The organism is Streptomyces sp. NBC_00236 (genome assembly GCF_036195045.1).
Taxonomy (GTDB): Bacteria; Actinomycetota; Actinomycetes; order Streptomycetales; family Streptomycetaceae; genus Streptomyces.
The window spans coordinates 1546670-1572772 of the sequence record NZ_CP108100.1; the positions used below are offsets into that span (position 1 = coordinate 1546670).

Here is a 26103-nt window from a genome sequence, read left to right on the forward strand (position 1 = left end):
CCCGCGTGCACACGGGCCGCGGTCGGGGCGCCGGATCCACCGGTACGGGAACCCGCCGGGGTCAGTGCGGCGCGCCCCGCCACCCCGACACCGGCAGCGCGAACTTGGCCACCAGCCGGTCCGTGAACGACGCCTGGTGCAGCCGTGCCAGCCGTACGGGCACGGCACCGCGCCGCACCTCGACGCGGGCGCCCGCGGGCAGTTCCACGGTCCTGCGCCCGTCGCACCACAGGACCCCGTGCGGGGTGTGGGGCTGGACCTCGACGGCGAGCACCGAGGTCGGCGAGGTCACCAACGGCTTGGCGAACAGCGCGTGGGCGCTGATCGGGACCATCAGGAGCGCCTCGACCTCGGGCCACACGACGGGCCCGCCGGCCGAGAAGGCGTACGCGGTCGAACCGGTCGGCGTCGCGCACACGATGCCGTCGCAGCCGAATCCGGTCACCGGCCGGCCGTCGATCTCCAGCACGACCTCCAGCATCCGCTCGGGCGACACCTTCTGCACGGCCGCCTCGTTGAGCGCCCAGTCCGTGTGGACGATGTCGCCGTTGCTGTGCACGAGGACGTCGATCGTCATGCGCTCCTCGACGGTGTACGCCCGGGTGACGACCCGGTCGACGACCTTGTCGAGGTCGTCGCGCTCGGCCTCGGCGAGGAAGCCGACCCGCCCGAGGTTGACGCCGAGCATCGGGACGCCGGAGGCGCGCGAGAGCTCCGCGCCCCTCAGCAGCGTCCCGTCGCCGCCGAGCACGATCAGGAGCTCACAGCCGTTCACCGCCTCGGGCGAGGCGTCGGTCACGGTCTCCACGGACGACGGCAGCGGCAGATCGGCCGCCTCCATCGCCAGGACCCGCACGCCCAGGCCGCTGCGGAGCAGCCCCTGGACGACGAGTTCGGCGCTGCGGATCGCGGCCGGCCGGCCGGTGTGCGCCAAGAGAAATACTGTTCGTGCCGCATTCGTCGTCAACGAGGCCCCTCCGCCACTGCACGGTCGACATCTGCGGGATCCAGCTCCGGTGCTCCGGCCCGCAGCCACAGAAAGTACTCGACGTTCCCCGAAGGTCCGGGCAACGGGCTGGCCGTCACGCCTCGGACCCCCAGGCCCAGCGCCCACGCCCGGCGGGCCACCTCCCGTACCGCTTCGGCGCGCAGCTCGGGGCTGCGCACCACACCGCCGCTGCCGAGGCGCTCCTTGCCGACCTCGAACTGCGGCTTGACCATGAGGACCAGGTCCGCGTCGGGGGCGGCGCAGCGCGCCAGGGCGGGCAGCACGAGACCGAGCGGGATGAACGACAGATCGCCCACCACCAGGTCCACCGCCTCGCCGTCGATCGCCTCAAGGGTCAGTTCCCGCACGTTGGTACGGTCCTTGACGGTGACGCGTTCATCGGACTGGAGCGACCAGGCGAGCTGCCCGTATCCGACGTCCACGGCGAGAACGCGGGACGCTCCGGCGCGCAGCAGCACATCGGTGAACCCCCCGGTCGACGCCCCGGCGTCCAGCGCCCGCCGCCCCTCCACCTTCAGCCCGAGGGGGACGAAGGCGGCGAGGGCGCCCGCCAGCTTGTGGCCGCCGCGAGAGACGTACTCGGGGTCGCTGTCGTCCTTGGTGACGACGAGGGCGGCGCTCGTCTCGACCTGGGTGGCCGGTTTGGTCGCGGTGTTGCCGCCGACGGTCACCCGTCCTGCGGCGATCAGCTGGCTCGCGTGCTCGCGTGAGCGGGCGAGCTTTCGGCGTACCAGCTCGGCGTCGAGGCGGCGACGGGCCACTCCTGCCACGTTCGGTTCAGCTCCTGTTGTCGTACGGGGGTGTCGGTCTGTTGTACGGGGGCGTCGGTGCGGGTGCGGGCCTGGCGTCGAGTGCGGTCAGCTCCTCGCGCAGGCCACGGTGTACATCCTCGTACACCTCGATGTGTCCGTCCGCCGCGAGGTGGTCCGCATCGGCCAGCCGCTCCAGGTGCGCGTCCACGTCCGCGTTTCCCGTGGGCGTGCGTACGACACCGAGCGGTGCCGGGCCGGCAGGCTCGTGCGACACCGCGGGGGGCGGCTCCTGCGGCACGTCCTGCGGGATCTCCCCAGGTGCGGTTGCGGCGGCCGTGTCGGGCCCCGGCATCGAGTCGCTCATGCGGGAAACGCTACCCCGAAGGGCTGCGGTACCGTCGGTCACGATGGCGACCATGGCGGAGTGCCGCAGCGCACTCGACAGACTTTCCGACAACCTCGCGGGGGCCGACGGCGATGTGCGCGGCGCGGCGGCGCTGGACCGTTCGCTCAGCTGCCACATCAAGGACCTCGGCATCACGTTCACCGGACGCCTTGCCGACGGCCGGATCCAGGTCCTGGACACGGTCGAGGGGCCGCCCCGGGAGAAGGCGGAGATCCGGCTCGCGATGACCGGGGACGATCTGGTGGCGATGGTGGACGGCGAGCTGAACTTCGCCAAGGCGTGGGGTTCGGGCCGGGTCCGCCTGGAGGCGGGCTTCCGCGACCTGCTGAAGCTGAGATCGCTGCTGTGACTGCGTCAGGAAGTGCATCGGACCAGGCAGAACCAAGCCCGTCCGGCGATTGAGGACAGAGCGTGGCCTCAGCAAGCCCGTCCGGCGATTGAGGACAGAGCGTGGCCGCAGGTCACGCGCCCCCGGCCACCGCTCCCGCGACCCGCGCACCGCGCTTCCGCGCCGCGGGAATCACCAGCGGCGTCCCCGTCTCCGGATCGGAGATCACCTGGCACCGGAGCCCGAACACCCGCTCCACGAGCTCCGCGGTGACGATCTCCCCGGGCGCGCCCTCCGCGATGATCTCGCCCTCCCGCATGGCGATGAGGTGGGTGGCGTACCGCGCGGCATGGTTCAGATCGTGCAGGACCGCCACCAGGGTGCGCCCCTGCGTCTCGTGCAGTTCCGCGCACAGGTCGAGCACGTCGATCTGGTGCTGGATGTCGAGGTACGTCGTCGGCTCGTCGAGCAGCAGCAGCGGCGTCTGCTGCGCCAGTGCCATCGCGATCCAGACCCGCTGACGCTGGCCTCCGGACAATTCATCGACATAGCGATCACCCAGCGCACCGATCCCGGTCGACGCCATCGATTCCTCGACAATGCGTTCGTCCTCGGGTGACCACTGCCGCAGCAGCCCCTGGTGCGGGTAACGACCCCGGGCGACGAGATCCGCCACCGTGATGCCCTCCGGGGCGATGGAGGACTGGGGCAGCAGGCCCAGCGTCCTGGCCACCTTCTTCGCGGGCAGGCTGTGGATCGTCTCCCCGTCCAGCAGCACCCGGCCGCCGGTCGGCTTCAGCATCCGGGAGAGCGCCCGCAGCAAGGTCGACTTCCCGCAGGCGTTGGGTCCGACGATCACGGTGAACGAGTGGTCGGGGATCTCGACCGAGAGGTTCTCCGCGATGACCCGCTGGTCGTAGCCGAGGGTCACCGAGTCGGCGGTGAGGCGCTGCATCGTCATACTCCGGAGGTGGGTCGGATCGGTGGGGGAATGGGGTGCGGGACCGGTACCGGCCGCCCGCGCCGTACCCCGTGCGCGGGCCTTCATATCCGGCCCGCCCGGCGCTCGGACACCAGGAGCCACAGCAGATAGCAGCCGCCGAGGACGCCGGTGACGACGCCGACGGGCAGTTGCCGGTCGCCGAAGGCCTCCATCGAGACCCAGTCGGCGACGAGGAGGAGCGCGGCACCCATGAAGGTCGCGGCGACCAGGTTCGGGCCGGTGGAGCGGGTGAGCCGGCGGGCGAGCTGCGGGGCGCTCAGGGAGACGAACGCGATCGGTCCCGCGGCAGCCGTGGCGACGGCGACGAGCAGCACGGCGGAGCCCATCAGGACGAGCCGGGTGCGTTCGACACGTACACCGAGCGCGTACGCGGCGTCGTCGCCCATCTCCATCACCCGCAGCGCGGGCCCGTGCCCGAACACCAGCGGTAGCAGCACGCCACAGACCACGAGCAGGGGCCAGACCTGCGCCCAGTCCCGGCCGTCGAGCGAGCCGGTCATCCAGACGACGGCACGGGTCGCGTCGACCAGGTTGGCCTTGGTGATCAGGTACTGGGTCGCGGCGGTGAGCATGGCGGCGGCGCCGATCCCCACCAGGACGAGCCGGAATCCGTGCACCCCGCGCTTCCACGCCAGCACGTAGACGGCGACGCCGGTCAGCAGGCCGCCGGCCACCGCGCCGCCCGCGACCGCGGCCGCCCCGCCCTGGAAGAGGACGATCACGGTCAGCGCGCCCACGGTGGCGCCCTGGCCGAAGCCGAGCACGTCGGGGCTGCCGAGCGGGTTGCGCGAGACGGTCTGGAACACGGCGCCGCCGACGCCGAGCGCCGCCCCGACGAGGAGTCCGACCAGCACCCGCGGCAGGCGCAGGTCCGTGACGATGAACTCCTGCTGGAAGGTGCCGTGTCCGAAGAGCGTGGTGACCACCTCGCCCGGCGTCATCGAGAAGTCGCCGCTGCCGATGAGGACGACGGCCGTCCCCGCCGCCAGGGCGGCGAGCAGCACGATGACGAGGGCGGCCCGGACGTTCATCCGGAACGAGTACCCGCCGGCCGTCCGCACGGCCCGCACCGACCGGGCCGTGCCCTTCGTCCCCGCCGTCTCCTCCTGGGTGGCCTTCACAGCTGGGACATCCTCTTGCGTCGTACGAGGTGGATGAAGACGGGCCCGCCGAGCAGCGCGGTGACGATCCCGACCTGCAGTTCGGACGGACGGGCCACGACCCGGCCGACGACGTCGGCGCCGAGCAGGAGCACCGGGGAGAGCACGGCCGCGTACGGCAGGATCCAGCGCATGTCGGGACCGGTGATCGCGCGCACCAGGTGCGGGATCATCAGCCCGATGAAGACGATCGGCCCGCACGCGGCCGTCGCGGCGCCGCACAGCAGGGTGACGGCGAGCATCGCGAGGACCCGGGTCCGGGTCAGATGGGCGCCGAGGGACCGCGCGGTGTCGTCGCCCATCTCCAGGGCGTTGAGCGGCCGCGCGATGAGCAGGGTGAGCAGCACGCCGAGTGCGATGAACGGCCACACCTTGCCGACGGTCTCCATGTTCGCGGAGGCCAGCGAGCCGACGGTCCAGAACCGCAGCCGGTCGAGCGCCGCCGAATCCAGCAGCTGTACGGCGTTGACGTAGCCGTACAGCGCGGCGGTGACGGCCGTCCCGGCCAGCGCGAGCCGCACCGGATTGGCGGACCGGCTGCCGCCGAGCAGGTACACGGCGACCGAGACGATCGCGGCCCCGGCGAAGGCGAACCACACGTACCCGGTCAGCGAGGTGACGCCGAAGAAGCTGATGGCGGAGACGACCGCCGCCGACGCACCCGCGTTGACACCGAGCAGCCCGGGCTCGGCCAGCGGATTGCGGGTCAGCGCCTGCATCACGGCCCCGGCGAGCCCGAGCGCGGCACCGACGATCAGCCCCAGCACGGTCCGGGGGATCCGGACCTTCCGTACGAGGACGTCGTCGCCGCTCCCCGCGTAGTGGAACAGGCCGTGCCAGACATCGGCGAGCGGCAGCCCCTTGGCGCCGATCGCGATGCTCGCGAGGCAGACCAGCACCAGGGCGGCCAACGCCACCAGGAGCCCTGCGGCACGTACCGCATGGCGCCTGGGGGGCGCGGCGCTCGCCGGCGCGGCTATCGGGCCGGGGCTCGGGTTCGGAGGACTCTCAACCAACACGCGGTTAGGTTAGCCTAGCCAAATACGCTCGGCCTTCCAGGGGCGCCCGGCCGTCCCACGACACGCTCACCGGGCCGCCCCTCGCTTCCTCCTACAGCCCGAGCCGGGCCAGCGCCTTCCCCGCGTCAAGGCCGCACGAGCCTTCCCCGGCGTGCGACCACGCGGCCCCGCACAGCGCCCGCAGACCGTCGAGCGCGTCCCCGTCGCCTTCCAGCACCAGCGCCTCGCCGTGCGCGGAGGCCGTCCAGCCGCCGCAGCCGAACGTCTCGCCCGTCCGCGTCACCTCGGGCTGCCCCGTCAGCAGTCCGCGCAGATCGGCGTCCACGTACGTCGGCCTGTGTTCCGGCGCGGCAGCCAGCAACTGCGCCGCGTCCGCCACCCCGGTGAGCACCAGCAAGGAGTCCACTCCCCCGTTGAACGCCCCCTCGATGTCCGTGTCCAGCCGGTCCCCGATCACCAGCGGCCGCTCGGCCCCGGTCCGCAGCACCGTCTCGCGGTGCATCGGCGGCAGCGGCTTCCCCGCGACCTGCGGGTCGGCCCCGGTGGCAATCCGTACGACCTCCACGGCCGCCCCGTTGCCCGGCGCGATCCCCCGGGCGCTCGGGATCGTCAGATCCGTGTTGGACGCGAACCACGGCAGCCCGCGGTTGATCGCGTACGCGGCCTCGGCGAACCGGCCCCACGCCATGTCGGGCCCGCCGTATCCCTGCACCACCGCTGCCGGGTCGTCGTCCGCCGACTCGACCGGCTCCAGTCCCCGTTCACGCAGCGCGACGTGCAGCCCCTCGCCCCCGATCACGAGCACCCGCGCCCCGGGCGGCAGCTGATCGGCGACCAGCCGGGCCACGGCCTGTGCCGACGTGATCACATCGGCGGCCTCGGTGGGCACCCCCAGCTCGGTCAGATGCTCCGCCACCGCGGCCGGCGTCCGCAGTGCGTTGTTCGTCACGTACGCGAGATGCATCCCACCGCCCCGCGCGGTACCGAGAGCGTCGACGGCATGGTCGATCGCCTGCCCGCCCGCGTACACGACACCGTCCAGATCGAGCAGCGCGGTGTCGTACGCCTCGCTCAGCGCGGTGCTGCTCCCGCTCGGCCTGGTCCTGCTCGCCCGACTCATATTCCGCGCTCCTCATCGCCTGCGTATCCCCCGATCATCGCGCATCCCCGCCCCGCGCATACGATGCGGAAATGAACACACGAGGCCCGGCGGACCAGGGACTGCGTCTGATTCCGTTCCGTGGGCTGCGCTACGTCCCCGAGCAGGTCGGCAGTCTCGCCGCGGTGACCTCGCCCCCCTACGACGTCGTCGTACGCCCCGACGGGCTGCACCATCTGGAATCGGCGGATCCGCACAACATCGTGCGTCTGATCCTGCCCCAGGCCGACTCCGCCGCCGCCCGGCACGAACAGGCCGCCGCGACCCTGAACCGCTGGCTCGCCGAAGGCGTCCTGGCCCCCGACCCGGAGCCCGCGCTGTACGTGTACGAGCAACGTGACGGTGACACCCTCCAGCGCGGTGTCATCGGCGCGCTGGCCCTCTCCGACCCCGCCGACGGCATCGTGCTCCCGCACGAGGACGTGATGGCCGATGTCGTGGAGGACCGCGCCGATCTGATGCGCACCACCGCGGCGCATCTCGAACCCCTGCTGCTCACCTATCGCAGCGACGGTGACGCCACGGGGACGACCGCCGTCATCGAGCGGACCGTCCACCGGCCGCCGCTGCTCGCCACCACCACCGAGGACGGCTACAGCCACCGACTGTGGGCGGTCACCGACCCCGCCGACCGCGCGGAGATCGAAACGGATCTGGCCGGCCGCCAGGCCCTGATCGCCGACGGGCATCACCGCTGGGCCACCTACCTCCGCCTCCGGCAGGAGCACACGGTGCCCGGCCCCTGGGACTTCGGCCTGGTCCTTCTGGTCGACACCGCCCGCTATCCGCTCCGGGTCCGCTCCATCCACCGGCTGCTGCACGGCCTGCCCGTCGCCGACGCGATCGGCTCACTGGACGGTCTGTTCCGCGTCCGCACCGTCGAGGGGCCGCTCCCGCGTGCCCTGGACGTGCTTGCCGATGCGGCGGCCCTGGGCAACGCCTTCCTGCTCGCGGGCGACGGCGGCTTCCATCTGGTCGACAGCCCGGACCCGGCCCTGCTGAACCGGACCGTTCCCGCGGACCGGCCGGCCGCCTGGCGCACCCTCGACGCGACGGTCCTGCACTCCGTCCTGCTCGACCACATCTGGCGGATCCCCGACGACCCGGCCCACATCGCCTACATCCACGACACGGCGGCAGCGGTCGAACAGGCCGAGCGCCACGGCTCCACGGCGGTGCTGATGCATCCGGTGCGCGAAGAGGTGGTACGGGACCTGGCCCGGGAGGGCGTCACCATGCCGCGCAAGTCGACCTCCTTCGGCCCCAAGCCCGCCACGGGGCTGGTTCTGCGCAGCCTGACTCTCGGCTGAGCCCTCCCGAACGCAGAAGAGGGCGGCACCCCGTGGGGTGCCGCCCTCTTCTCATGCGCTACGCCTTGACGGGGCCGTCGTCCTCGTCCTGGTCGTCATCCGCGTCGTCATCTTCGTCCTCGTCGATGTCGTCGTCGTCCGCATCGACCACGACCGGCGCCTCGACGCCGGCGGGAGCCGCATCGTCGTCGTCGCCACCGAGGGCGTCGACGAACTCGACACCGTCCAGCTCGGCAAGGCGGTCCGATGCGTCCGTGGAGCCGTCCTTGTCGGCCTCCAGGGCCTTCCCGAACCACTCGCGCGCCTCGTCCTCGCGCCCCGCCGCCAGCAGCGCGTCCGCGTACGCATAGCGCAGGCGGGGCGTCCACGGGTGCACGGCACTGGAGGCGAGTTCGGAGCTCTGCAGCGTGACGATGGCGGCATCGATCTGCCCCATGTCCCTGCGGGCACCGGCAGCCACCAGACGCATCTCGACCTGACCGGCCTTGTCCAGCTTCTGCACCTCGGGCTCACCGGCCATGGCCATCGCCCGCTCGGGCCGGCCGAGTCCACGCTCGCAGTCGGCCATGACAGGCCACAGCTCCACGGAACCGGTCATCCGCCGGGACGCCCGGAACTCCGCCAGCGCCTCGGCGTACTTCTGGGTGGCGTAGGCGGCGAAGCCGGCAGCCTCCCGCACGGCCGCCACACGCGAGGCAAGCCGCAGGGCGATGCGCGAGTACGCGTACGCCTGCTCGGGGTCCTCGTCGAGGAGCCGGGCCACCATGACAAGGTTCCTGGCGACATCCTCGGCCAGGGTCTTGGGCAGGCTCATCAGCTCCTGCCGGACATCCTTGTCGATCTCGTGGCCGGTGACCTCGTCGGGAATCGGAAGCCGCTTGATGGGCTCACGGTCCCGGTCGTCCCGCCGCTCGTACCCACCACGGTCGTCGCGCCCGCGGTAGCCACCCCGGTCGCGATCGTCCCGCTGCCCGCGGAAGCCACCGCCGGAGGAACCACCACGACTGTCGTCGCGACGGAACCCACCACCGGACGACCCACCACGGCTGTCATCACGGCGGAAGCCACCACCGGAGGAGCCGCCTCGGCTGTCGTCGCGACGGAAGCCGCCGCCGGTGCGGTTGTCGTCATCGCGACGCGGCCCACGCGGCCGGTCGTCACGACGCTCGAACCCACCACTGGGACGCCCACCACGGTCATCGTCCCGACGCGGAGCCCGGTCATCACGACGGAAGCCACCACCCGAGGAACCGCCACGACTGTCATCACGACGGAACCCACCACCGGACGACCCACCACGGCTGTCATCACGGCGGAAGCCACCACCGGAGGAGCCGCCACGGCTGTCGTCGCGACGGAAGCCGCCGCCGGTGCGGTTGTCGTCATCGCGACGCGGCCCACGCGGCCGGTCGTCACGACGCTCGAACCCACCACTGGGACGCCCGCCACGGTCATCGTCCCGACGCGGAGCCCGGTCATCACGACGGAAGCCACCACCCGAGGAACCACCACGACTGTCGTCGCGACGGAACCCACCACCGGACGACCCACCACGGCTGTCATCGCGACGGAACCCACCACCGGACGACCCACCACGGCTGTCATCACGGCGGAAGCCACCACCGGAGGAGCCGCCACGGCTGTCGTCGCGACGGAAGCCGCCGCCGGTGCGGTTGTCGTCATCGCGACGCGGCCCACGCGGCCGGTCATCACGACGCTCGAACCCACCACTGGGACGCCCACCACGGTCATCGTCCCGACGCGGAGCCCGGTCATCACGACGGAAGCCACCACCGGACGACCCGCCACGATTGTCGTCGCGACGGAACCCACCACCGGACGACCCACCACGGCTGTCATCACGGCGGAAGCCACCACCGGAGGAGCCGCCACGGCTGTCGTCGCGACGGAAGCCGCCGCCGGTGCGGTTGTCGTCATCGCGACGCGGCCCACGCGGCCGGTCGTCACGACGCTCGAACCCACCACTGGGACGCCCACCACGGTCATCGTCCCGACGCGGAGCCCGGTCATCACGACGGAAGCCACCACCCGAGGAACCACCACGACTGTCGTCGCGACGGAAGCCACCACCGGTGGAGCCGCCACGGCTGTCATCACGACGCGGCGCACGGTCGTCGCGAGGGAACCCACCGCCCGACGACCCGCCACGGCTGTCGTCACGTCGCGGAGCACGATCCCGGTTGTCACGGTCATCGCGACGGAAACCGCCGCCACCTCCGCTGGTGGGCCGACTGTCATCACGGCGGAAACCGCCGCCACTGGTGGGCCGGCTGTCATCGCGTCGGTTGCCGCCGCGGTCGTTGTCCCGACGCTGGCCGCCTGATCGGTCGTCACGACCGCCGCTGAAGCCGCCCCGGTCACCGCCGTCCCGGCGACGCGGCTCGCGCTCCGAACGATCGTCGGGAGAGTTGGTGGACATCGGTGGTGCTCCTGTCATCGGGTACTACAGACATTCTTGCGCAGCCGGACACCCGACGCGCTTCGGAAAACAAAAAGGACCCTTGGTCCCAGCGTTGAACGCTGGGACCAAGGGTCCTTCAAAGATTGTTCGGCGGCGTCCTACTCTCCCACAGGGTCCCCCCTGCAGTACCATCGGCGCTGAAAGGCTTAGCTTCCGGGTTCGGAATGTAACCGGGCGTTTCCCTAACGCAATGACCACCGAAACCCTATCGGGTTCTAGCGAACAAGCACACTTTTCAATTAAGTAGTGAAGCTGTTCAACCGGTGCGATAACTGTTCGCAACCCGGGAACAACACAGTGGACGCGAGCAACTGAGGACAAGCCCTCGGCCTATTAGTACCAGTCAGCTCCACCCGTTACCGGGCTTCCACATCTGGCCTATCAACCCAGTCGTCTACTGGGAGCCTTAACCCTTCAAGAGGGTGGGAATACTCATCTCGAAGCAGGCTTCCCGCTTAGATGCTTTCAGCGGTTATCCTTTCCGAACGTAGCCAACCAGCCATGCCCTTGGCAGGACAACTGGCACACCAGAGGTTCGTCCGTCCCGGTCCTCTCGTACTAGGGACAGCCCTTCTCAATATTCCTACGCGCACAGCGGATAGGGACCGAACTGTCTCACGACGTTCTAAACCCAGCTCGCGTACCGCTTTAATGGGCGAACAGCCCAACCCTTGGGACCGACTCCAGCCCCAGGATGCGACGAGCCGACATCGAGGTGCCAAACCATCCCGTCGATATGGACTCTTGGGGAAGATCAGCCTGTTATCCCCGGGGTACCTTTTATCCGTTGAGCGACAGCGCTTCCACAAGCCACTGCCGGATCACTAGTCCCGACTTTCGTCCCTGCTCGACCCGTCGGTCTCACAGTCAAGCTCCCTTGTGCACTTACACTCAACACCTGATTGCCAACCAGGCTGAGGGAACCTTTGGGCGCCTCCGTTACTCTTTAGGAGGCAACCGCCCCAGTTAAACTACCCATCAGACACTGTCCCTGATCCGGATCACGGACCCAGGTTAGACATCCAGCACGACCAGAGTGGTATTTCAACGACGACTCCACAACCACTGGCGTGGCTGCTTCAAAGTCTCCCACCTATCCTACACAAGCCGAACCGAACACCAATATCAAACTATAGTAAAGGTCCCGGGGTCTTTCCGTCCTGCTGCGCGAAACGAGCATCTTTACTCGTAGTGCAATTTCACCGGGCCTATGGTTGAGACAGTCGAGAAGTCGTTACGCCATTCGTGCAGGTCGGAACTTACCCGACAAGGAATTTCGCTACCTTAGGATGGTTATAGTTACCACCGCCGTTTACTGGCGCTTAAGTTCTCAGCTTCGCCGACCCGAAAGTCAGCTAACCGGTCCCCTTAACGTTCCAGCACCGGGCAGGCGTCAGTCCGTATACATCGCCTTACGGCTTCGCACGGACCTGTGTTTTTAGTAAACAGTCGCTTCTCGCTGGTCTCTGCGGCCACCCCCAGCTCAGGAAGCAAGTTCCCTCACCAGTGATGGCCCCCCTTCTCCCGAAGTTACGGGGGCATTTTGCCGAGTTCCTTAACCATAGTTCACCCGAACGCCTCGGTATTCTCTACCTGACCACCTGAGTCGGTTTAGGGTACGGGCCGCCATGAAACTCGCTAGAGGCTTTTCTCGACAGCATAGGATCATCCACTTCACCACAATCGGCTCGGCATCAGGTCTCAGCCTTAATGTGTGACGGATTTACCTACCACACGGCCTACACCCTTACCCCGGGACTACCACCGCCCGGGCTGGACTACCTTCCTGCGTCACCCCATCGCTTACCTAGTACAAGTCTGGTTCGTCGGCTCCACCACTACCCTCAACTCCGAAGAGATCGGGCCGGCTTCACGGACTTAGCATCGCCTGATTCAGTATTGGGCGTTTCAAAGCGGGTACCGGAATATCAACCGGTTGTCCATCGACTACGCCTGTCGGCCTCGCCTTAGGTCCCGACTTACCCTGGGCAGATCAGCTTGACCCAGGAACCCTTAGTCAATCGGCGCACACGTTTCTCACGTGTGTATCGCTACTCATGCCTGCATTCTCACTCGTGAACCGTCCACAACTCGCTTCCGCGGCTGCTTCACCCGGCACACGACGCTCCCCTACCCATCCACACAGGCGTTGGCCCTATATGTGTGAATGACACGACTTCGGCGGTACGCTTGAGCCCCGCTACATTGTCGGCGCGGAATCACTTGACCAGTGAGCTATTACGCACTCTTTCAAGGGTGGCTGCTTCTAAGCCAACCTCCTGGTTGTCTCTGCGACTCCACATCCTTTCCCACTTAGCGTACGCTTAGGGGCCTTAGTCGATGCTCTGGGCTGTTTCCCTCTCGACCATGGAGCTTATCCCCCACAGTCTCACTGCCGTGCTCTCACTTACCGGCATTCGGAGTTTGGCTAAGGTCAGTAACCCGGTAGGGCCCATCGCCTATCCAGTGCTCTACCTCCGGCAAGAAACACACGACGCTGCACCTAAATGCATTTCGGGGAGAACCAGCTATCACGGAGTTTGATTGGCCTTTCACCCCTAACCACAGGTCATCCCCCAGGTTTTCAACCCTGGTGGGTTCGGTCCTCCACGAAGTCTTACCTCCGCTTCAACCTGCCCATGGCTAGATCACTCCGCTTCGGGTCTTGAGCGCGCTACTAAATCGCCCTATTCGGACTCGCTTTCGCTACGGCTTCCCCACACGGGTTAACCTCGCAACACACCGCAAACTCGCAGGCTCATTCTTCAAAAGGCACGCAGTCACGACTGCATGTGCAAGCACATACAGCGACGCTCCCACGGCTTGTAGGCACACGGTTTCAGGTACTATTTCACTCCGCTCCCGCGGTACTTTTCACCATTCCCTCACGGTACTATCCGCTATCGGTCACCAGGGAATATTTAGGCTTAACGGGTGGTCCCGCCAGATTCACACGGGATTTCTCGGGCCCCGTGCTACTTGGGTGTCTCTTAAACGAGCCGTTAATGTTTCAGCTACGGGGGTCTTACCCTCTACGCCGGACCTTTCGCATGTCCTTCGCCTACATCAACGGTTTCTGACTCGTCTCACGGCCGGCAGACCATGAAAAAGAGATCCCACAACCCCGCATGCGCAACCCCTGCCGGGTATCACACGCATACGGTTTGGCCTGATCCAGTTTCGCTCGCCACTACTCCCGGAATCACGGTTGTTTTCTCTTCCTGAGGGTACTGAGATGTTTCACTTCCCCTCGTTCCCTCCACACTGCCTATGTGTTCAGCAGCGGGTGACAGCCCATGACGACTGCCGGGTTTCCCCATTCGGAAACCCCCGGATCAAAGCTTGGTTGACAGCTCCCCGGGGACTATCGTGGCCTCCCACGTCCTTCATCGGTTCCTGGTGCCAAGGCATCCACCGTGCGCCCTTAAAAACTTGGCCACAGATGCTCGCGTCCACTGTGCAGTTCTCAAGCAACGACCAGCCACCCATCACCCCGCCCTTAAAGGCGAGTTCACTGGGGCCGGCGTTTGAAGGCAACCTTGCGGCCATACCTTCAGACACCCAACAGCGCGCCCAGTACCCGGAATTCAATCGGTTCGTTTTCCACGCTCCGAGGAGCAGTACTTACGACCCGGTTGAACCACCAGGTACTGAATAGTCAACGTTCCACCCATGAGCTGACCACCGCCGAACATTTGCCGGCGTAGTGGCTCTGGATTCCTTGCGGAATCTAGATGCTCCTTAGAAAGGAGGTGATCCAGCCGCACCTTCCGGTACGGCTACCTTGTTACGACTTCGTCCCAATCGCCAGTCCCACCTTCGACAGCTCCCTCCCACAAGGGGTTGGGCCACCGGCTTCGGGTGTTACCGACTTTCGTGACGTGACGGGCGGTGTGTACAAGGCCCGGGAACGTATTCACCGCAGCAATGCTGATCTGCGATTACTAGCAACTCCGACTTCATGGGGTCGAGTTGCAGACCCCAATCCGAACTGAGACCGGCTTTTTGAGATTCGCTCCGCCTCGCGGCATCGCAGCTCATTGTACCGGCCATTGTAGCACGTGTGCAGCCCAAGACATAAGGGGCATGATGACTTGACGTCGTCCCCACCTTCCTCCGAGTTGACCCCGGCAGTCTCCTGTGAGTCCCCATCACCCCGAAGGGCATGCTGGCAACACAGAACAAGGGTTGCGCTCGTTGCGGGACTTAACCCAACATCTCACGACACGAGCTGACGACAGCCATGCACCACCTGTCACCCGACCACAAGGGGGGCCGTATCTCTACGGCTTTCCGGGCGATGTCAAGCCTTGGTAAGGTTCTTCGCGTTGCGTCGAATTAAGCCACATGCTCCGCTGCTTGTGCGGGCCCCCGTCAATTCCTTTGAGTTTTAGCCTTGCGGCCGTACTCCCCAGGCGGGGAACTTAATGCGTTAGCTGCGGCACCGACGACGTGGAATGTCGCCAACACCTAGTTCCCAACGTTTACGGCGTGGACTACCAGGGTATCTAATCCTGTTCGCTCCCCACGCTTTCGCTCCTCAGCGTCAGTAATGGCCCAGAGATCCGCCTTCGCCACCGGTGTTCCTCCTGATATCTGCGCATTTCACCGCTACACCAGGAATTCCGATCTCCCCTACCACACTCTAGCCTGCCCGTATCGACTGCAGACCCGGGGTTAAGCCCCGGGCTTTCACAACCGACGCAACAAGCCGCCTACGAGCTCTTTACGCCCAATAATTCCGGACAACGCTTGCGCCCTACGTATTACCGCGGCTGCTGGCACGTAGTTAGCCGGCGCTTCTTCTGCAGGTACCGTCACTTTCGCTTCTTCCCTGCTGAAAGAGGTTTACAACCCGAAGGCCGTCATCCCTCACGCGGCGTCGCTGCATCAGGCTTTCGCCCATTGTGCAATATTCCCCACTGCTGCCTCCCGTAGGAGTCTGGGCCGTGTCTCAGTCCCAGTGTGGCCGGTCGCCCTCTCAGGCCGGCTACCCGTCGTCGCCTTGGTAGGCCATTACCCCACCAACTAGCTGATAGGCCGCGGGCTCATCCTTCACCGCCGGAGCTTTTAACCTTCCCCCATGAGAGGGAAAGTATTATCCGGTATTAGACCCCGTTTCCAGGGCTTGTCCCAGAGTGAAGGGCAGATTGCCCACGTGTTACTCACCCGTTCGCCACTAATCCACCCCGAAAGGCTTCATCGTTCGACTTGCATGTGTTAAGCACGCCGCCAGCGTTCGTCCTGAGCCAGGATCAAACTCTCCGTGAATGTTTTCCCGTAATCGGGTAGACACCACGAGAGCGGAACGACCGAGTCGGAATATGACCGGCCGTTCGCTGTGTCCTCGCTGTGTGCATTGCCTACCAAGCCCGAAGACTTGTTAGGACTTTCAAAGGAACCTCGAACCTGCCGAAACAGGTCGGGGTATCAACATATCTGGCGTTGACTTTTGGCACGCTGTTGAGTTCTCAAGGAACGGACGCTTCCTTCGTACTCACCCTCAGAACATTTTCTGGGGCTTTCCTCCGGGCGCTTCCCTTCGGTCTTGCGTTTCCGACTCTATCAGACTCTTTCGTGTCCGATTCCCGGTCGAAGCGGGTCTCGCATTTCCCGCCTTGAGGAATTCGCTTTCGCGTTTTCCTTTCGGCGCGTCCACTACTTTAGCCGATTCCCTCAGTGGCTCATAATCGAGTCACGGGAAAGAATTTCGGCATGCCGAAATCCGCACCCTCAAGGGTGAGTCGTAGGTAGTGGTTGGCCGCTTCAGGTTGCCCGGCGTGCGATCCGATGGACCGAACCAAGAGCTGTACCCGTGTCAAGCGGCTCGGACTACATTAGGCGTCCCCCAAGGGCGAGTCAAGTTGACCGGCGGCGTGGCGCGTGGGCGCGGTACGGGCTCACCGTGGGGTCTCCGTCGATCCAGAAGCGCCACGGGTGTACCGCTCCGTCACCGCCAACCCCCGTGCGCGGACCGCTCCGTACCTGGTCGCGGGGTGGGGGGGTGCCATGCAGTACGGCGAGGTGTGCACCGGGACGGGCGATTGCATCGGCGCCGTCGAGTGCCCGGTCGATGTCCAGCGCCGTCGCGAGGCGGGCCGGGCCTTTGGCCAGTTCCCGGTCGTTGCGGGCCGAGAGTCGACGTTTGCGAGCGAGGTCGGCCCCCGTGCCGACGTCGCCGGCCCTGAGGAGGACTCCGCTCGCCATGCCTTCCGGGCCGCACACCAGGTTGAGGCAGTGCCACATGCCGTAGGTGAAGTAGACATACGCGTGGCCGGGGGGCCCGTACATGACGCCGTTGCGCCGTGTTCGGCCACGGAAGGCGTGGGAACCCGGGTCGATCTCTCCCGCGTACGCCTCCACCTCCGTCAGGCGCACCTCGATCGGGCCGTCCGGCGTGCTGCGGACCAGGAGGCGGCCCAGGAGGTCCGGCGCCACCTCCAGTACGGGGCGGTCGAAGAAGTCCCGCGTCAGCGGCGTACGGTCCTGGCCATCGATCATGACGTTCGAGGTTACCGGGAACCGACTACGGTCATGGCGCGTATGTAGGGGTCAGGACCTAGGAGGAGAAAACATGGGCTTCAAGCGGCTGCTCGCGAGCATGGGTGCCGGTGGCGCCTCGGTGGAGACGGAGCTGACCGAGCTCAACGTCGTACCGGGTGGGGTCGTCCAGGGCGAGGTGCGGATCCAGGGCGGGTCCGTTGACCAGCAGATCGAGGGGCTCTCCGTCGGCCTGCAGGCCAGGGTCGAGGTCGAGGGTCAGGACCAGGAGACCAAGCAGGACATCGAGTTCACCAAGCTGCGCCTCGGGGGTGCCTTCGAGGTGCGGGCGGGTGCGGTGCACGTCGTGCCGTTCGGGCTCGAGATCCCGTGGGAGACCCCGATCACGATGTTCGCGGGCCAGCACCTGCACGGCATGAACATCGGGGTGACCACGGAGCTGGAGATCGCACGGGCGCTCGACTCGGGCGACCTCGACCCCATCAACGTGCACCCGCTGCCGGCGCAGCAGGCCATCCTGGACGCCTTCGGGCAGCTGGGCTTCGGCTTCCGCAGCGCGGACATGGAGCGCGGCCACATCCGCGGCACGCGTCAGCGGCTGCCGTTCTACCAGGAGATCGAGTTCTTCCCGCCGTCGCAGTACCGGGGGCTGAACCAGGTCGAGCTGACGTTCATCGCGGACGACCGTGAGATGGACGTCGTACTGGAGATGGACAAGAAGCCGGGACTCTTCAGCGAGGGCAGCGACTCGTACCGTGCGTTCAAGGTGGGTCTGAACGACTTCCAGGGGACCGACTGGACGGCGTACCTGAATCAGTGGCTGGCGCAGGTCGGTGGGCAGCGCAACTGGCTCTAGGGTCGGAGGGGAAGGTGACCTTCCGGAACCTTCCGAGAGCTGAACCGATCAGGAGAGGTGCTGACGTGACCGAGCCGAAGAGGGCTCCGCTGCCGCACGACTTCCATCCCGAGGTCCCGTCGTTCACCGTGGTGAGCGAGGACCTCGCGCCGGGGGCCGTGCTCGCGGACGCACAGGTCCACGCGGCGGGGAACACCTCGCCGCAGCTGCGGTGGGAGGGGTTCCCGGCGGAGACGAAGAGTTTCGCCGTGACGTGCTTCGATCCGGATGCCCCGACGGGGAGCGGGTTCTGGCACTGGGTGGTCTTCGACATTCCGGCGTCGGTCACGGAGCTGCCGGCGGGTGCGGGCAGCGGGACGTTCGAGGGGCTGCCCGCGGGCGCCGTGCAGGCCCGTAACGACTACGGGTCGAAGGAGTTCGGCGGAGCCGCTCCGCCGGCCGGCGAGAACCACCGCTATGTGTTCACCGTGTACGCGGTGGACAGCGAGAAGCTCGGTCCCGACAGTGACACCTCTCCCGCGGTTGTCGGCTTCAACCTGCGCTTCCACACGCTGGGCCGTGCCCAGCTGATCGGTGAGTACGCGGAGCCCGCCGCGAGCGAGTGAAGCCAAAGGTTCCACCCCTGTTTGCCCTGCCCTGGTCTTGGAGAGATCAGGGCAGGGCATTTTTTTATTGCGTTGTCCATTGCGGCCGGCCCGGCCAGAGTTGATCCGGGCCTGCCAGGGGGCGGGCGGCACACGGGAGGTGGGCGAAATGCGGGACACGCTGGTGCTGAACGCGAGCTTCGAGCCGCTGTCGACGGTGACGCTGAACCGTGCGGTGGTGCTGATTCTTCAGGACAAGGCCGTCGTCGAGCAGTCGCATCCCGATCTCCGTATGCGCGGTGCCGCCGTGGACATTCCGGTGCCCCGGGTGATCAGGCTCTGCCGGTACGTACGGGTGCCGTTCCGAAGACAGGCACCGTGGTCCAGAAGGGGTGTGCTGATCCGGGACCAGCACCGGTGCGCGTACTGCGGGCGGCGGGCGAGCACCGTCGACCACGTGGTGCCGCGGGCCCAGGGCGGTCAGGACACGTGGCTCAACACGGTGGCCTCCTGCGCCGAGGACAACCACCGCAAGGCGGCGCGTACGCCTCAGGAGGCGGGGATGCCGCTGCTGAGGCAGCCGTTCGTGCCGTCGCCGGCGGACGCGATGCTGCTGGCTCTGGGGGCCGGCGACCGGTCGGCGCTGCCGGAGTGGCTGGCGCAGTCCGCGGCGTAGCCGCCGTACGCCTCGTGACGTAGGGGAAGCCCGCTTCGGTGAGGGGCGGGCTTCCGCGTGTCAGCGGAGCAGCAGCTGGACGATGGCCACCGTGCCGACCGTGACGATGAGGGCGCGCAGGAACGTGGGGCTGAGCCGGCGGCCGATCTTGGCGCCGATCTGGCCGCCGAGTGCGGAGCCGACAGCGATCAGTACGACGGCCGTCCAGTCGAAGTCCGCGACGAAGAGGAAGAAGAGCGCGGCGATGCTGTTGACGACGGCCGCCAGGACGTTCTTCACGGCGTTGAGGCGCTGCATGGTGTCGTCGAGCAGCATGCCCATCAGGGAGAGGTAGATGATCCCCTGGGCCGCGGTGAAGTAGCCGCCGTACACGCTGGCGAGCATCAGGCCGACGAAGAGCAGCGGGCCGCCGTCGGAGCGGGCTGTGGCGCCGGTGTGCTCGCGTCGGCGCTGGACCGCTCTGCTGATGCGCGGCTGCAGGATGACCAGGGCGAGAGCGAGAGCGACCAGGATCGGGACGATGGTCTCGAAGGCGGTCGACGGCAGCTTCAGCAGCAGCGTGGCGCCGGCGAGGCCGCCGATCAGGGCACCGGCGGAGAACTTGAGGACGCGGCGGCGCTGTCCTTGGAGTTCCTTGCGGTAGCCGATCGCGCCGCTGATCGAGCCGGGGATCAGGCCGAGCGCGTTGGAGACCGTCGCGGTGACCGGGGGCAGGCCGGTGGCGAGCAGCACCGGGAAGGTGATCAGCGTCCCCGAGCCGACGATCGTGTTGATCGTGCCCGCACTGATGCCCGCGACGAAGACGGCGGGCATCTCCCAGGTGTTCATGTCGAATCCCCCGTGCATGATCGGTGCTTGGTGCACTGATCATGCACGAGGGTATGTACACGTCAGTCGACCGGGGGCTCCTCGCGGCGCTCCTTGCCGCCGGTGTTGAAGCCCGGCATGCCGGTGCCGAGGTTTCCGAAGGCGCCGCTGAGGCCCTTGAGGGCGTCGCCGATCTCGCTGGGCACGATCCAGAGCTTGTTGGCGTCGCCCTCGGCGATCTTGGGGAGCATCTGGAGGTACTGGTACGAGAGGAGCTTCTGGTCCGGATCGCCGGCGTGGATCGCCTCGAAGACCGTACGGACGGCCTGGGCCTCGCCCTCCGCGCGCAGGGCGGCCGCCTTGGCCTCACCCTCGGCACGCAGGATCGCGGACTGCTTCTCGCCCTCCGCGGTGAGGATCGCCGACTGGCGCGTTCCTTCGGCCTGGAGGATCGCGGCGCGCTTGTCACGGTCGGCGCGCATCTGCTTCTCCATCGAGTCCTGGATGGAGGTGGGCGGCTCGATCGCCTTCAGTTCGACGCGGTTGACGCGGATGCCCCACTTGCCGGTGGCCTCGTCGAGGACTCCGCGCAGTGCGGCGTTGATCTCCTCGCGGGAGGTCAGGGTCCGCTCCAGGTCCATGCCGCCGATGATGTTGCGGAGCGTGGTGACGGTGAGCTGCTCGATGGCCTGGATGTAGCTGGCGACCTCGTACGTCGCGGCCCTGGCGTCGGTCACCTGGTAGTAGATGACGGTGTCGATGTTGACGACCAGGTTGTCCTGGGTGATCACCGGCTGCGGCGGGAAGGGGACGACCTGTTCACGCAGGTCGATCCGGTTGCGGATCGAGTCGATGAACGGGACGACGATGTTCAGGCCTGCGTTGAGGGTGCGGGTGTACCGGCCGAAACGTTCGACGATGGCGGCGCTGGCCTGGGGGATGACCTGGATCGTCTTGATCAGAGCGATGAAGACGAGCACCACCAGAATGATCAGGACGATGATGATCGGTTGCATCGATTCCTCGTGCCCTTCGGTTGCCGACGGATCGCGGTGAGCGAGGTCGAGATCGGATGGGCCGTGGGTCAGGTCGGTTGTCCTGCCGGTCCGGTTTCCATGATGATCGACTTCGAGTCTCGCAGAACGGGCGCTGCTGTGGGGGCCGTTCGGTCACATGACGACTGCCGTTGCCCCGTCGATGTCGACGACATCGACCTGTTGGCCCGGTTCGAAGCTGAGTTCCGCGTCGAGTGCGCGGGCCGACCAGATCTCCCCGGCGAGCTTGATCCGGCCGCCGCTGCCGTCGACGCGTTCCAGCACGACGGCCTGACGGCCTTTCAGCGCGTCGATGCCGGTGGCCAGGTGGGGCCGGTCCGCGCGATGCCGGTTGGCGATCGGACGGACCACGGCGATGAGGGCCACCGAGACGATGACGAAGACCAGGACCTGGGCCACGATTCCACCGCCGAGGGCCGCGACGACCGCCGCGACGACCGCTCCGACGGCGAACATGCCGAACTCGGGCATCGCGGTCAGAACGAGGGGGATGCCCAGTCCCACCGCGCCGATCAGCCACCACACCCACGCGTCGATGTCCACGTGGTCATCGTATGACCGCGAGTCCCTCCGGGGACAGTGCGCGAGAGGTCGGGTCCGGCGGCGCGGGGAGCAACGGCCTTCAGCCGAGCGGCAGTCCGCGGGCGGTGTAGCGGTCGCCCTGGTGCTCGACGACGAGCGGCAGGCCGAAGCAGAGGGAGAGGTTGCGGGAGCTGAGCTCGGTCTCCATGGGCCCTGCGGCGAGGACCTTGCCCTGGCGGATCATCAGGACGTGGGTGAAGCCGGGGGCGATCTCCTCGACGTGGTGGGTCACCATGATCATGGAGGGTGCGTACGGGTCGCGGGCCAGCCGGCCGAGGCGGCGGACCAGGTCCTCGCGGCCGCCGAGGTCGAGGCCGGCGGCCGGCTCGTCGAGGAGGAGCAGCTCGGGGTCGGTCATCATGGCGCGGGCGATCAGGGTGCGCTTGCGCTCGCCCTCGGACAGGGTGCCGAATTTCCGGTCGAGGTATTCGGTCATGCCGAGCCGGTCGAGGAAGGCGCGGGCGCGGTCCTCGTCGACCTTGTCGTAGTTCTCGTTCCAGGTGGCGGTCATGCCGTACGCGGCGGTGAGCACCGTCTGCAGCACGGTCTGGCGCCTGGGCAGCTTCTCGGCCATGGCGACGCCCGCGATGCCGATGCGGGGGCGCAGGTCGAAGACGTCGGTGCCGACGCCGCCGAGCTGCTCGCCGAGGACCGTGGCGGTGCCCTTCGTCGGGAAGAGGTAGCTGGACGCGATGTTGAGGAGGGTGGTCTTGCCGGCGCCGTTCGGGCCGAGGATGACCCAGCGCTCCCCCTCCTTGACCGACCAGGAGACATCGTCCACCAGAGCGCGTCCGTCGCGGACCACTGATACGTCCACCAGCTCCAGTACATCGCTCATGAGCGCGTTGTCTCCCCATGCAGTCTCGAGATCGTCGCGTGCCTGTAGGCACAGCTCCCAGGGAAAACCTACGCCACTGCGCGAGCGCCTCAGGCGCTGGGCCCGTTGTCGCGCAGTCGCCGCACCGTCTCCATGGGGCCGGGAGCGGGTCGCGGGAGGGTGGGGACAGGGACCCGGTCCGTTCCCTAGGGTGGTCCCATGCTTTCGGAACCACGCTCAGGGCTGCTGGCCGCTTGGGGCAACGCGTTGCTGGCCGGGCTCGTGTCGCCGGACGACGCGGCGCTCGCCATTGTCGGACAGGACGCGGTGCACCGCGTCGACGGGCTGCCGGGTGAGGCGGGACCGGTCGGTCTCACGCTGGCCCTGGGGCGGCTGCGGGGGCTGGGGGTGACGGGCTTCCGGGTCGCGCTGCCGGTTCCCGGGCATCTGCTGGGCCTCAGCGGCCCGGCGGAGTTCAACGCACGGGCGCTGGAGGCCGAGGAGGCCGTGGTCACCTTCGGTGCGCCGTACGGGCTGGTGCCCGAGGTACGGGAGGCGGGGCCCGCCGGGGACCTCCACGTCGATGTGGTGTGGCGGTGCCTGGAGGTACGCGAGGCTCCGCCCGCCGATGTGCCGTCGCTGGGCGAGGCGGAGCGGGAGCTCGCCGAGGCGTTGCGGGATGCGACGGCGCTGCTGTCGCGGCTCGATGTGGCCGGGTCGGGGCCGGTGGCCGAGGCCGCCGTGGACGCGTACCGGGCGCGGGCGGAGCGGGGCCGTGAGGTGCTCGCCCCGGGGTATCCGCCGCGGGCGGTGCGGGTGCTGGAGCTGGCGCAGCGGGTCGGGCTGCTGGTCTCGGTGGCGCAGGAGAACGGGCACGGCGGCGCGGTGAGCGCGTCGGAGATGGCGGCGCGGGGAGAGGCGCTGCGGCCGGTGGAGCGGGTGGCCCGCCGGGCGCAGGTGGCGGCTTACAACGCTTATGTGGAGGAGCGGGCGCGATAGGCGCGCGGTGCCGGACGACGTGGTGCCGCCGCCCGGCACCGCGTGGGGCCGGACGGCGGCACAGCCGTGGGTACGGCGCGTCAGCCGTTCAGGCCGAAGTTGCCGAAGGCCGGGTTGAGCAGGCCGATCACGTTGACGGTGTTGCCGACCACGTTCACCGGGACGTGGACGGGGACCTGGACGAGGTTGCCGCTGGCCACACCCGGGGAGTGGGCCGCGACACCGTGGGCGCCGGCACCGCTGTGACCGGTGGCGGAGGCCGCGCCGGCACCGGCGGCGATGATGCCACCGGCGATCATGGTGACGGCAGCAGCCTTCTTCAGGTTCTTCACTTCAGGATCCTCCTCGTGTCGCTGCGGCCAGCCGCCACAGCACGCCATGAAGAACGCCCCGGGCCGGAAGAGGATGCGCCGTTCGGGTGACGTACACACGGGAGTGTGAAACACGGGCCCGGAGGGTGACGCCCGGACTCGGTCAGCCGTTCAGGTCACCGGTCCGGCCGCACGGATCGGCCGCGCGGATCGGCCGCCTGTTTCGGCCACCCGGATCGGCCGCCTGTTCAGCCCGCCGCCCCGTGCCGGACGGCCCAGAGCGCTGCCTGGGTGCGGTCGGAGAGGTCCAGCTTCATCAGGATGTTCGAGACATGTGTCTTGACGGTCTTCTCGGAGAGCACCAGGGCCCGCGCGATCTCCCGGTTCGACCGGCCGTCGGCGATCAGGCCCAGAACCTCCCGCTCCCGCTCGGTGAGGGTGCTCCCCCGGCCCGTACCGCTGCCCGGGTCGTCCTGGGCCAGCAGCGCACCGGCCACTTCGGGCTGGAGCAGGACATGGCCCGCGTACACCGAGCGGATGGCGCCGGCCAGCGCGTCCGGGTCGACGTCCTTGTACACGTAGCCGGACGCACCGGCGCGCAGGGCCGGGACGACGGTGCGCTGTTCGGTGAAGCTGGTGACGATCAGGACCTTGGCCGGGTTCTCCAGCTCGCGGAGCCTGCGCAGGGCCTCGATGCCGTCGGTGCCCGGCATCTTGATGTCCATCAGCACCACGTCGGGCCGCAGCTCCTCCGTCCTGGCCACCCCTTCGGCGCCGTCGGCCGCCTCGCCGACGACCTCTATGTCGTCCTGGATCTCCAGGAACGTGCGCAGGCCGCGGCGGACCACCTGGTGGTCGTCGACCAGCAGCACCCTGATGAGCCGTTCAGCCACCGGGCACCTCCATCTCGATCGTGGTGCCCTTGCCGGGCGCCGATTCAACGGTGAGCTTGCCGCCGACGCCGTCGGCGCGGTCCCGCATCGAGACGAGGCCCAGGTGCCTGCCCGCCCGGCGCGTGGCCGCCGGGTCGAAGCCGCGGCCGTCGTCCGTGATCCGCAGCACCGTGCAGCCGTCGCGGCGGGCGAGGGTGACGTCGACGTGCCCCGCCCCGGAGTGGCGCAGCGCGTTGTGCAGGGCCTCCTGGGAGACCCGGAGCAACGCCTCCTCTTGGGCGGCGGGCAGCGCCCGTACCGCCGCGCTCGCGAAGGTGACGCGGGCGGTGTGGGCGCGGTCCAGGACCTGGATCTGGGTCCGGAGGGTGGCGACCAGGCCGTCCTCGTCGAGGCCCGCGGGGCGCAGTTCGACGACGGCGGCCCGCAGCTCGTCGACGGCCTCGGCCGCCAGGGCGGCGACCTGCTGGAGCTCGTCCTTGGCGCGGGCCGGGTCGCGGTCGACCAGGGCGGCGGCGGCCTGGGCGGTGAGCCGGAGGGAGAAGAGCTTCTGGCTGACCGCGTCGTGCAGCTCGTGGGCGAGCCGGGAGCGTTCCTCGGCGATGGTCAGTTCGCGGCTGCGCTCGTACAGCCGGGCGTTCGTGAGGGCGATGGCGGCGTGCTGGGCGAGGATCCCCAGCAGTTCCTCGTCCTCCGCGGTGAACCCGCAGGTGCCCTCGGGCTTCGGGCACCGCTTGTTGGCGAGGAAGAGGGCGCCGATGATGTCGTCGCCGTCCCTGATCGGCAGCCCGAGGAAGTCGGACATGTCGGGGTGGGCGTCCGGCCAGCCCTCGAAGCGCGGGTCCTTGCGGACATCGGCCAGCCGCTCGGGCTTCGCCTCGTGGAGCATCGCGGCGAGGATGCCGTGCTGGCGCGGGAGCGGGCCGATGGCCTTCCACTGCTCGTCGCTGACGCCGTCGACGACGAACTGGGCGAAGCCGCCGTGGTCGTCGGGGACCCCGAGGGCCGCGTACTCGGCGTCCAGCAGTTCGCGGGCCGACGCGACGATCGTTTTCAGGACGTCCCGCATTTCGAGGTGCCGGCTCATGGCGAGCAGCGCGGCACTCACCGCGGCGAGGCCCGACGGTGGGCGATGGCTCATGGCCTCACGGTACCGGCGGACCCGCCAGCCCCGTATCGGCCTGTGGACGGCCCTTTTCGGGGCTCTGGGACTAGGACCATGAGCCGATCCCTCCCCGCGGGTCCCGGCAGCGTCCCCGACGAGGCGCTCGGTCGATCCACCCCCTGCCGGAATCTAACATTCCGCATTGCTTGAGCAACGGACGGTGAGTTTGTCACCCGCCCGATGTGAGGCCACACATAGGACCCACGTCACTTACGAAGTCCCATAGTGGAGC

At 68.0% G+C, this 26103-nt stretch carries 23 protein-coding genes and 3 rRNA genes; 7 read left to right on the forward strand and 19 right to left on the reverse strand.

What is annotated here, in order from left to right:
- Window positions 1-61 precede the first annotated feature (61 nt).
- Genes OG446_RS06760 through OG446_RS06770 form a run of 3 tightly spaced genes read right to left on the reverse strand, consistent with a single transcriptional unit; the run spans window position 62 to window position 2125 of the window.
- The gene (locus OG446_RS06760; protein ID WP_219572077.1) at window positions 62-967 is read right to left on the reverse strand and encodes an NAD kinase; all 906 of its coding nucleotides are present in this window, start codon (window positions 965-967) and stop codon (window positions 62-64) included.
- Window positions 964-1779: a TlyA family RNA methyltransferase gene (locus OG446_RS06765; protein WP_328893163.1), complete on the reverse strand. Its 816-nt coding sequence runs from the start codon at window positions 1777-1779 to the stop codon at window positions 964-966. The genes OG446_RS06760 and OG446_RS06765 overlap by 4 nt, the downstream gene beginning before the upstream one ends.
- A gap of 7 nt (window positions 1780-1786) precedes the next feature.
- Complete coding sequence (locus OG446_RS06770) at window positions 1787-2125, reverse strand: hypothetical protein (protein WP_328893164.1); 339 nt, start codon at window positions 2123-2125, stop codon at window positions 1787-1789.
- Between the two features lie 43 nt (window positions 2126-2168).
- On the opposite strand from OG446_RS06770, the gene OG446_RS06775 reads away from it, so the two are divergent.
- Window positions 2169-2516: an SCP2 sterol-binding domain-containing protein gene (locus OG446_RS06775; protein ID WP_328893165.1), complete on the forward strand. Its 348-nt coding sequence runs from the start codon at window positions 2169-2171 to the stop codon at window positions 2514-2516.
- Window positions 2517-2628: 112 nt separating this feature from the next.
- Here OG446_RS06775 and OG446_RS06780 read toward each other — a convergent pair whose 3' ends face one another.
- The 4 genes from OG446_RS06780 to OG446_RS06795 all read right to left on the reverse strand — a co-directional run bounded on the left by OG446_RS06780 (window position 2629) and on the right by OG446_RS06795 (window position 6797).
- The gene (locus OG446_RS06780) at window positions 2629-3450 is read right to left on the reverse strand and encodes an ABC transporter ATP-binding protein (protein ID WP_328898225.1); all 822 of its coding nucleotides are present in this window, start codon (window positions 3448-3450) and stop codon (window positions 2629-2631) included.
- A gap of 89 nt (window positions 3451-3539) precedes the next feature.
- Window positions 3540-4529, reverse strand: coding sequence for a FecCD family ABC transporter permease (locus OG446_RS06785; RefSeq protein WP_328898226.1), 990 nt, complete (start codon window positions 4527-4529; stop codon window positions 3540-3542).
- An 86-nt stretch (window positions 4530-4615) separates the two neighbouring features.
- The gene (locus OG446_RS06790; protein WP_326666718.1) at window positions 4616-5575 is read right to left on the reverse strand and encodes a FecCD family ABC transporter permease; all 960 of its coding nucleotides are present in this window, start codon (window positions 5573-5575) and stop codon (window positions 4616-4618) included.
- Between the two features lie 193 nt (window positions 5576-5768).
- Window positions 5769-6797 (reverse strand): HAD-IIA family hydrolase, encoded by a 1029-nt coding sequence (locus OG446_RS06795; RefSeq protein WP_328893166.1) that lies wholly within the window; start codon window positions 6795-6797, stop codon window positions 5769-5771.
- A 71-nt stretch (window positions 6798-6868) separates the two neighbouring features.
- Here OG446_RS06795 and OG446_RS06800 point away from each other — a divergent pair, with 71 nt between their 5' ends.
- On the forward strand, window positions 6869-8146 hold the full coding sequence (locus tag OG446_RS06800; protein ID WP_328893167.1) for a DUF1015 domain-containing protein: 1278 nt from the start codon (window positions 6869-6871) through the stop codon (window positions 8144-8146).
- Window positions 8147-8204: 58 nt separating this feature from the next.
- On the opposite strand, the gene OG446_RS06805 is transcribed toward OG446_RS06800, so the two are convergent.
- On the reverse strand, window positions 8205-8960 hold the full coding sequence (locus OG446_RS06805; RefSeq protein ID WP_328893168.1) for a tetratricopeptide repeat protein: 756 nt from the start codon (window positions 8958-8960) through the stop codon (window positions 8205-8207).
- A 30-nt stretch (window positions 8961-8990) separates the two neighbouring features.
- On the opposite strand from OG446_RS06805, the gene OG446_RS06810 reads away from it, so the two are divergent.
- The gene (locus tag OG446_RS06810; protein ID WP_328893169.1) at window positions 8991-10490 is read left to right on the forward strand and encodes a hypothetical protein; all 1500 of its coding nucleotides are present in this window, start codon (window positions 8991-8993) and stop codon (window positions 10488-10490) included.
- Window positions 10491-10713: 223 nt separating this feature from the next.
- Here OG446_RS06810 and rrf read toward each other — a convergent pair.
- The 4 genes from rrf to OG446_RS06830 all read right to left on the reverse strand — a co-directional run bounded on the left by rrf (window position 10714) and on the right by OG446_RS06830 (window position 17129).
- Window positions 10714-10830: ribosomal RNA gene (gene rrf, locus OG446_RS06815) — 5S ribosomal RNA — on the reverse strand.
- A gap of 111 nt (window positions 10831-10941) precedes the next feature.
- A 23S ribosomal RNA gene (locus OG446_RS06820) occupies window positions 10942-14066 on the reverse strand.
- 307 nt (window positions 14067-14373) lie between these two features.
- A 16S ribosomal RNA gene (locus tag OG446_RS06825) occupies window positions 14374-15899 on the reverse strand.
- Together the 16S, 23S and 5S rRNA genes form the textbook arrangement of a ribosomal RNA operon.
- A gap of 588 nt (window positions 15900-16487) precedes the next feature.
- Complete coding sequence (locus tag OG446_RS06830; protein ID WP_328893170.1) at window positions 16488-17129, reverse strand: DNA-3-methyladenine glycosylase; 642 nt, start codon at window positions 17127-17129, stop codon at window positions 16488-16490.
- Window positions 17130-17202: 73 nt separating this feature from the next.
- Between OG446_RS06830 and OG446_RS06835 the strand changes: the two genes are divergently transcribed.
- From OG446_RS06835 to OG446_RS06845, 3 genes are all read left to right on the forward strand, one after another.
- Window positions 17203-17985, forward strand: coding sequence for a sporulation protein (locus tag OG446_RS06835; protein ID WP_328893171.1), 783 nt, complete (start codon window positions 17203-17205; stop codon window positions 17983-17985).
- A 65-nt stretch (window positions 17986-18050) separates the two neighbouring features.
- The gene (locus tag OG446_RS06840; RefSeq protein WP_328893172.1) at window positions 18051-18590 is read left to right on the forward strand and encodes a YbhB/YbcL family Raf kinase inhibitor-like protein; all 540 of its coding nucleotides are present in this window, start codon (window positions 18051-18053) and stop codon (window positions 18588-18590) included.
- Between the two features lie 148 nt (window positions 18591-18738).
- Window positions 18739-19245 carry an HNH endonuclease gene (locus OG446_RS06845; RefSeq protein ID WP_327711799.1) on the forward strand — a complete coding sequence of 169 codons (507 nt, stop codon included), beginning with the start codon at window positions 18739-18741 and terminating at the stop codon, window positions 19243-19245.
- A gap of 60 nt (window positions 19246-19305) precedes the next feature.
- On the opposite strand, the gene OG446_RS06850 is transcribed toward OG446_RS06845, so the two are convergent.
- From OG446_RS06850 to OG446_RS06865, 4 genes are all read right to left on the reverse strand, one after another.
- Complete coding sequence (locus OG446_RS06850) at window positions 19306-20073, reverse strand: sulfite exporter TauE/SafE family protein (protein WP_328893173.1); 768 nt, start codon at window positions 20071-20073, stop codon at window positions 19306-19308.
- Between the two features lie 62 nt (window positions 20074-20135).
- Window positions 20136-21068 (reverse strand): SPFH domain-containing protein, encoded by a 933-nt coding sequence (locus tag OG446_RS06855; protein WP_328893174.1) that lies wholly within the window; start codon window positions 21066-21068, stop codon window positions 20136-20138.
- A gap of 153 nt (window positions 21069-21221) precedes the next feature.
- On the reverse strand, window positions 21222-21650 hold the full coding sequence (locus tag OG446_RS06860) for an NfeD family protein (RefSeq protein ID WP_148016019.1): 429 nt from the start codon (window positions 21648-21650) through the stop codon (window positions 21222-21224).
- A gap of 79 nt (window positions 21651-21729) precedes the next feature.
- On the reverse strand, window positions 21730-22527 hold the full coding sequence (locus OG446_RS06865) for an ABC transporter ATP-binding protein (RefSeq protein ID WP_148016018.1): 798 nt from the start codon (window positions 22525-22527) through the stop codon (window positions 21730-21732).
- Window positions 22528-22725: 198 nt separating this feature from the next.
- Between OG446_RS06865 and OG446_RS06870 the strand changes: the two genes are divergently transcribed.
- Window positions 22726-23505, forward strand: a complete 780-nt coding sequence (locus tag OG446_RS06870) for a hypothetical protein (RefSeq protein WP_328893175.1) — start codon at window positions 22726-22728, stop codon at window positions 23503-23505.
- 80 nt (window positions 23506-23585) lie between these two features.
- On the opposite strand, the gene OG446_RS06875 is transcribed toward OG446_RS06870, so the two are convergent.
- The 3 genes from OG446_RS06875 to OG446_RS06885 all read right to left on the reverse strand — a co-directional run bounded on the left by OG446_RS06875 (window position 23586) and on the right by OG446_RS06885 (window position 25847).
- Entirely contained in the window at window positions 23586-23837 is a 252-nt protein-coding gene (locus OG446_RS06875; protein WP_219572718.1) for a chaplin family protein, read from the reverse strand.
- Between the two features lie 227 nt (window positions 23838-24064).
- Window positions 24065-24709, reverse strand: coding sequence for a response regulator transcription factor (locus OG446_RS06880; protein WP_328893176.1), 645 nt, complete (start codon window positions 24707-24709; stop codon window positions 24065-24067).
- Window positions 24702-25847: a GAF domain-containing sensor histidine kinase gene (locus OG446_RS06885; protein WP_328893177.1), complete on the reverse strand. Its 1146-nt coding sequence runs from the start codon at window positions 25845-25847 to the stop codon at window positions 24702-24704. Before OG446_RS06885 ends, OG446_RS06880 begins: the two co-directional genes overlap by 8 nt.
- Window positions 25848-26103: the final 256 nt, after the last annotated feature.

Coding starts and splice junctions, on each gene's coding strand:
- OG446_RS06770 (WP_328893164.1), bottom strand. CDS start 2,125: ATGAGCGACTCGATGCCGGGGCCCGACACGGCCGCCGCAACCGCACCT.
- OG446_RS06775 (WP_328893165.1), top strand. CDS start 2,169: ATGGCGACCATGGCGGAGTGCCGCAGCGCACTCGACAGACTTTCCGAC.
- OG446_RS06780 (WP_328898225.1), bottom strand. CDS start 3,450: ATGCAGCGCCTCACCGCCGACTCGGTGACCCTCGGCTACGACCAGCGG.
- OG446_RS06785 (WP_328898226.1), bottom strand. CDS start 4,529: ATGAACGTCCGGGCCGCCCTCGTCATCGTGCTGCTCGCCGCCCTGGCG.
- OG446_RS06795 (WP_328893166.1), bottom strand. CDS start 6,797: ATGAGTCGGGCGAGCAGGACCAGGCCGAGCGGGAGCAGCACCGCGCTG.
- OG446_RS06800 (WP_328893167.1), top strand. CDS start 6,869: ATGAACACACGAGGCCCGGCGGACCAGGGACTGCGTCTGATTCCGTTC.
- OG446_RS06805 (WP_328893168.1), bottom strand. CDS start 8,960: ATGAGCCTGCCCAAGACCCTGGCCGAGGATGTCGCCAGGAACCTTGTC.
- OG446_RS06830 (WP_328893170.1), bottom strand. CDS start 17,129: ATGATCGATGGCCAGGACCGTACGCCGCTGACGCGGGACTTCTTCGAC.
- OG446_RS06835 (WP_328893171.1), top strand. CDS start 17,203: ATGGGCTTCAAGCGGCTGCTCGCGAGCATGGGTGCCGGTGGCGCCTCG.
- OG446_RS06845 (WP_327711799.1), top strand. CDS start 18,739: ATGCGGGACACGCTGGTGCTGAACGCGAGCTTCGAGCCGCTGTCGACG.
- OG446_RS06850 (WP_328893173.1), bottom strand. CDS start 20,073: ATGAACACCTGGGAGATGCCCGCCGTCTTCGTCGCGGGCATCAGTGCG.
- OG446_RS06855 (WP_328893174.1), bottom strand. CDS start 21,068: ATGCAACCGATCATCATCGTCCTGATCATTCTGGTGGTGCTCGTCTTC.
- OG446_RS06865 (WP_148016018.1), bottom strand. CDS start 22,527: ATGAGCGATGTACTGGAGCTGGTGGACGTATCAGTGGTCCGCGACGGA.
- OG446_RS06870 (WP_328893175.1), top strand. CDS start 22,726: ATGCTTTCGGAACCACGCTCAGGGCTGCTGGCCGCTTGGGGCAACGCG.
- OG446_RS06885 (WP_328893177.1), bottom strand. CDS start 25,847: ATGAGCCATCGCCCACCGTCGGGCCTCGCCGCGGTGAGTGCCGCGCTG.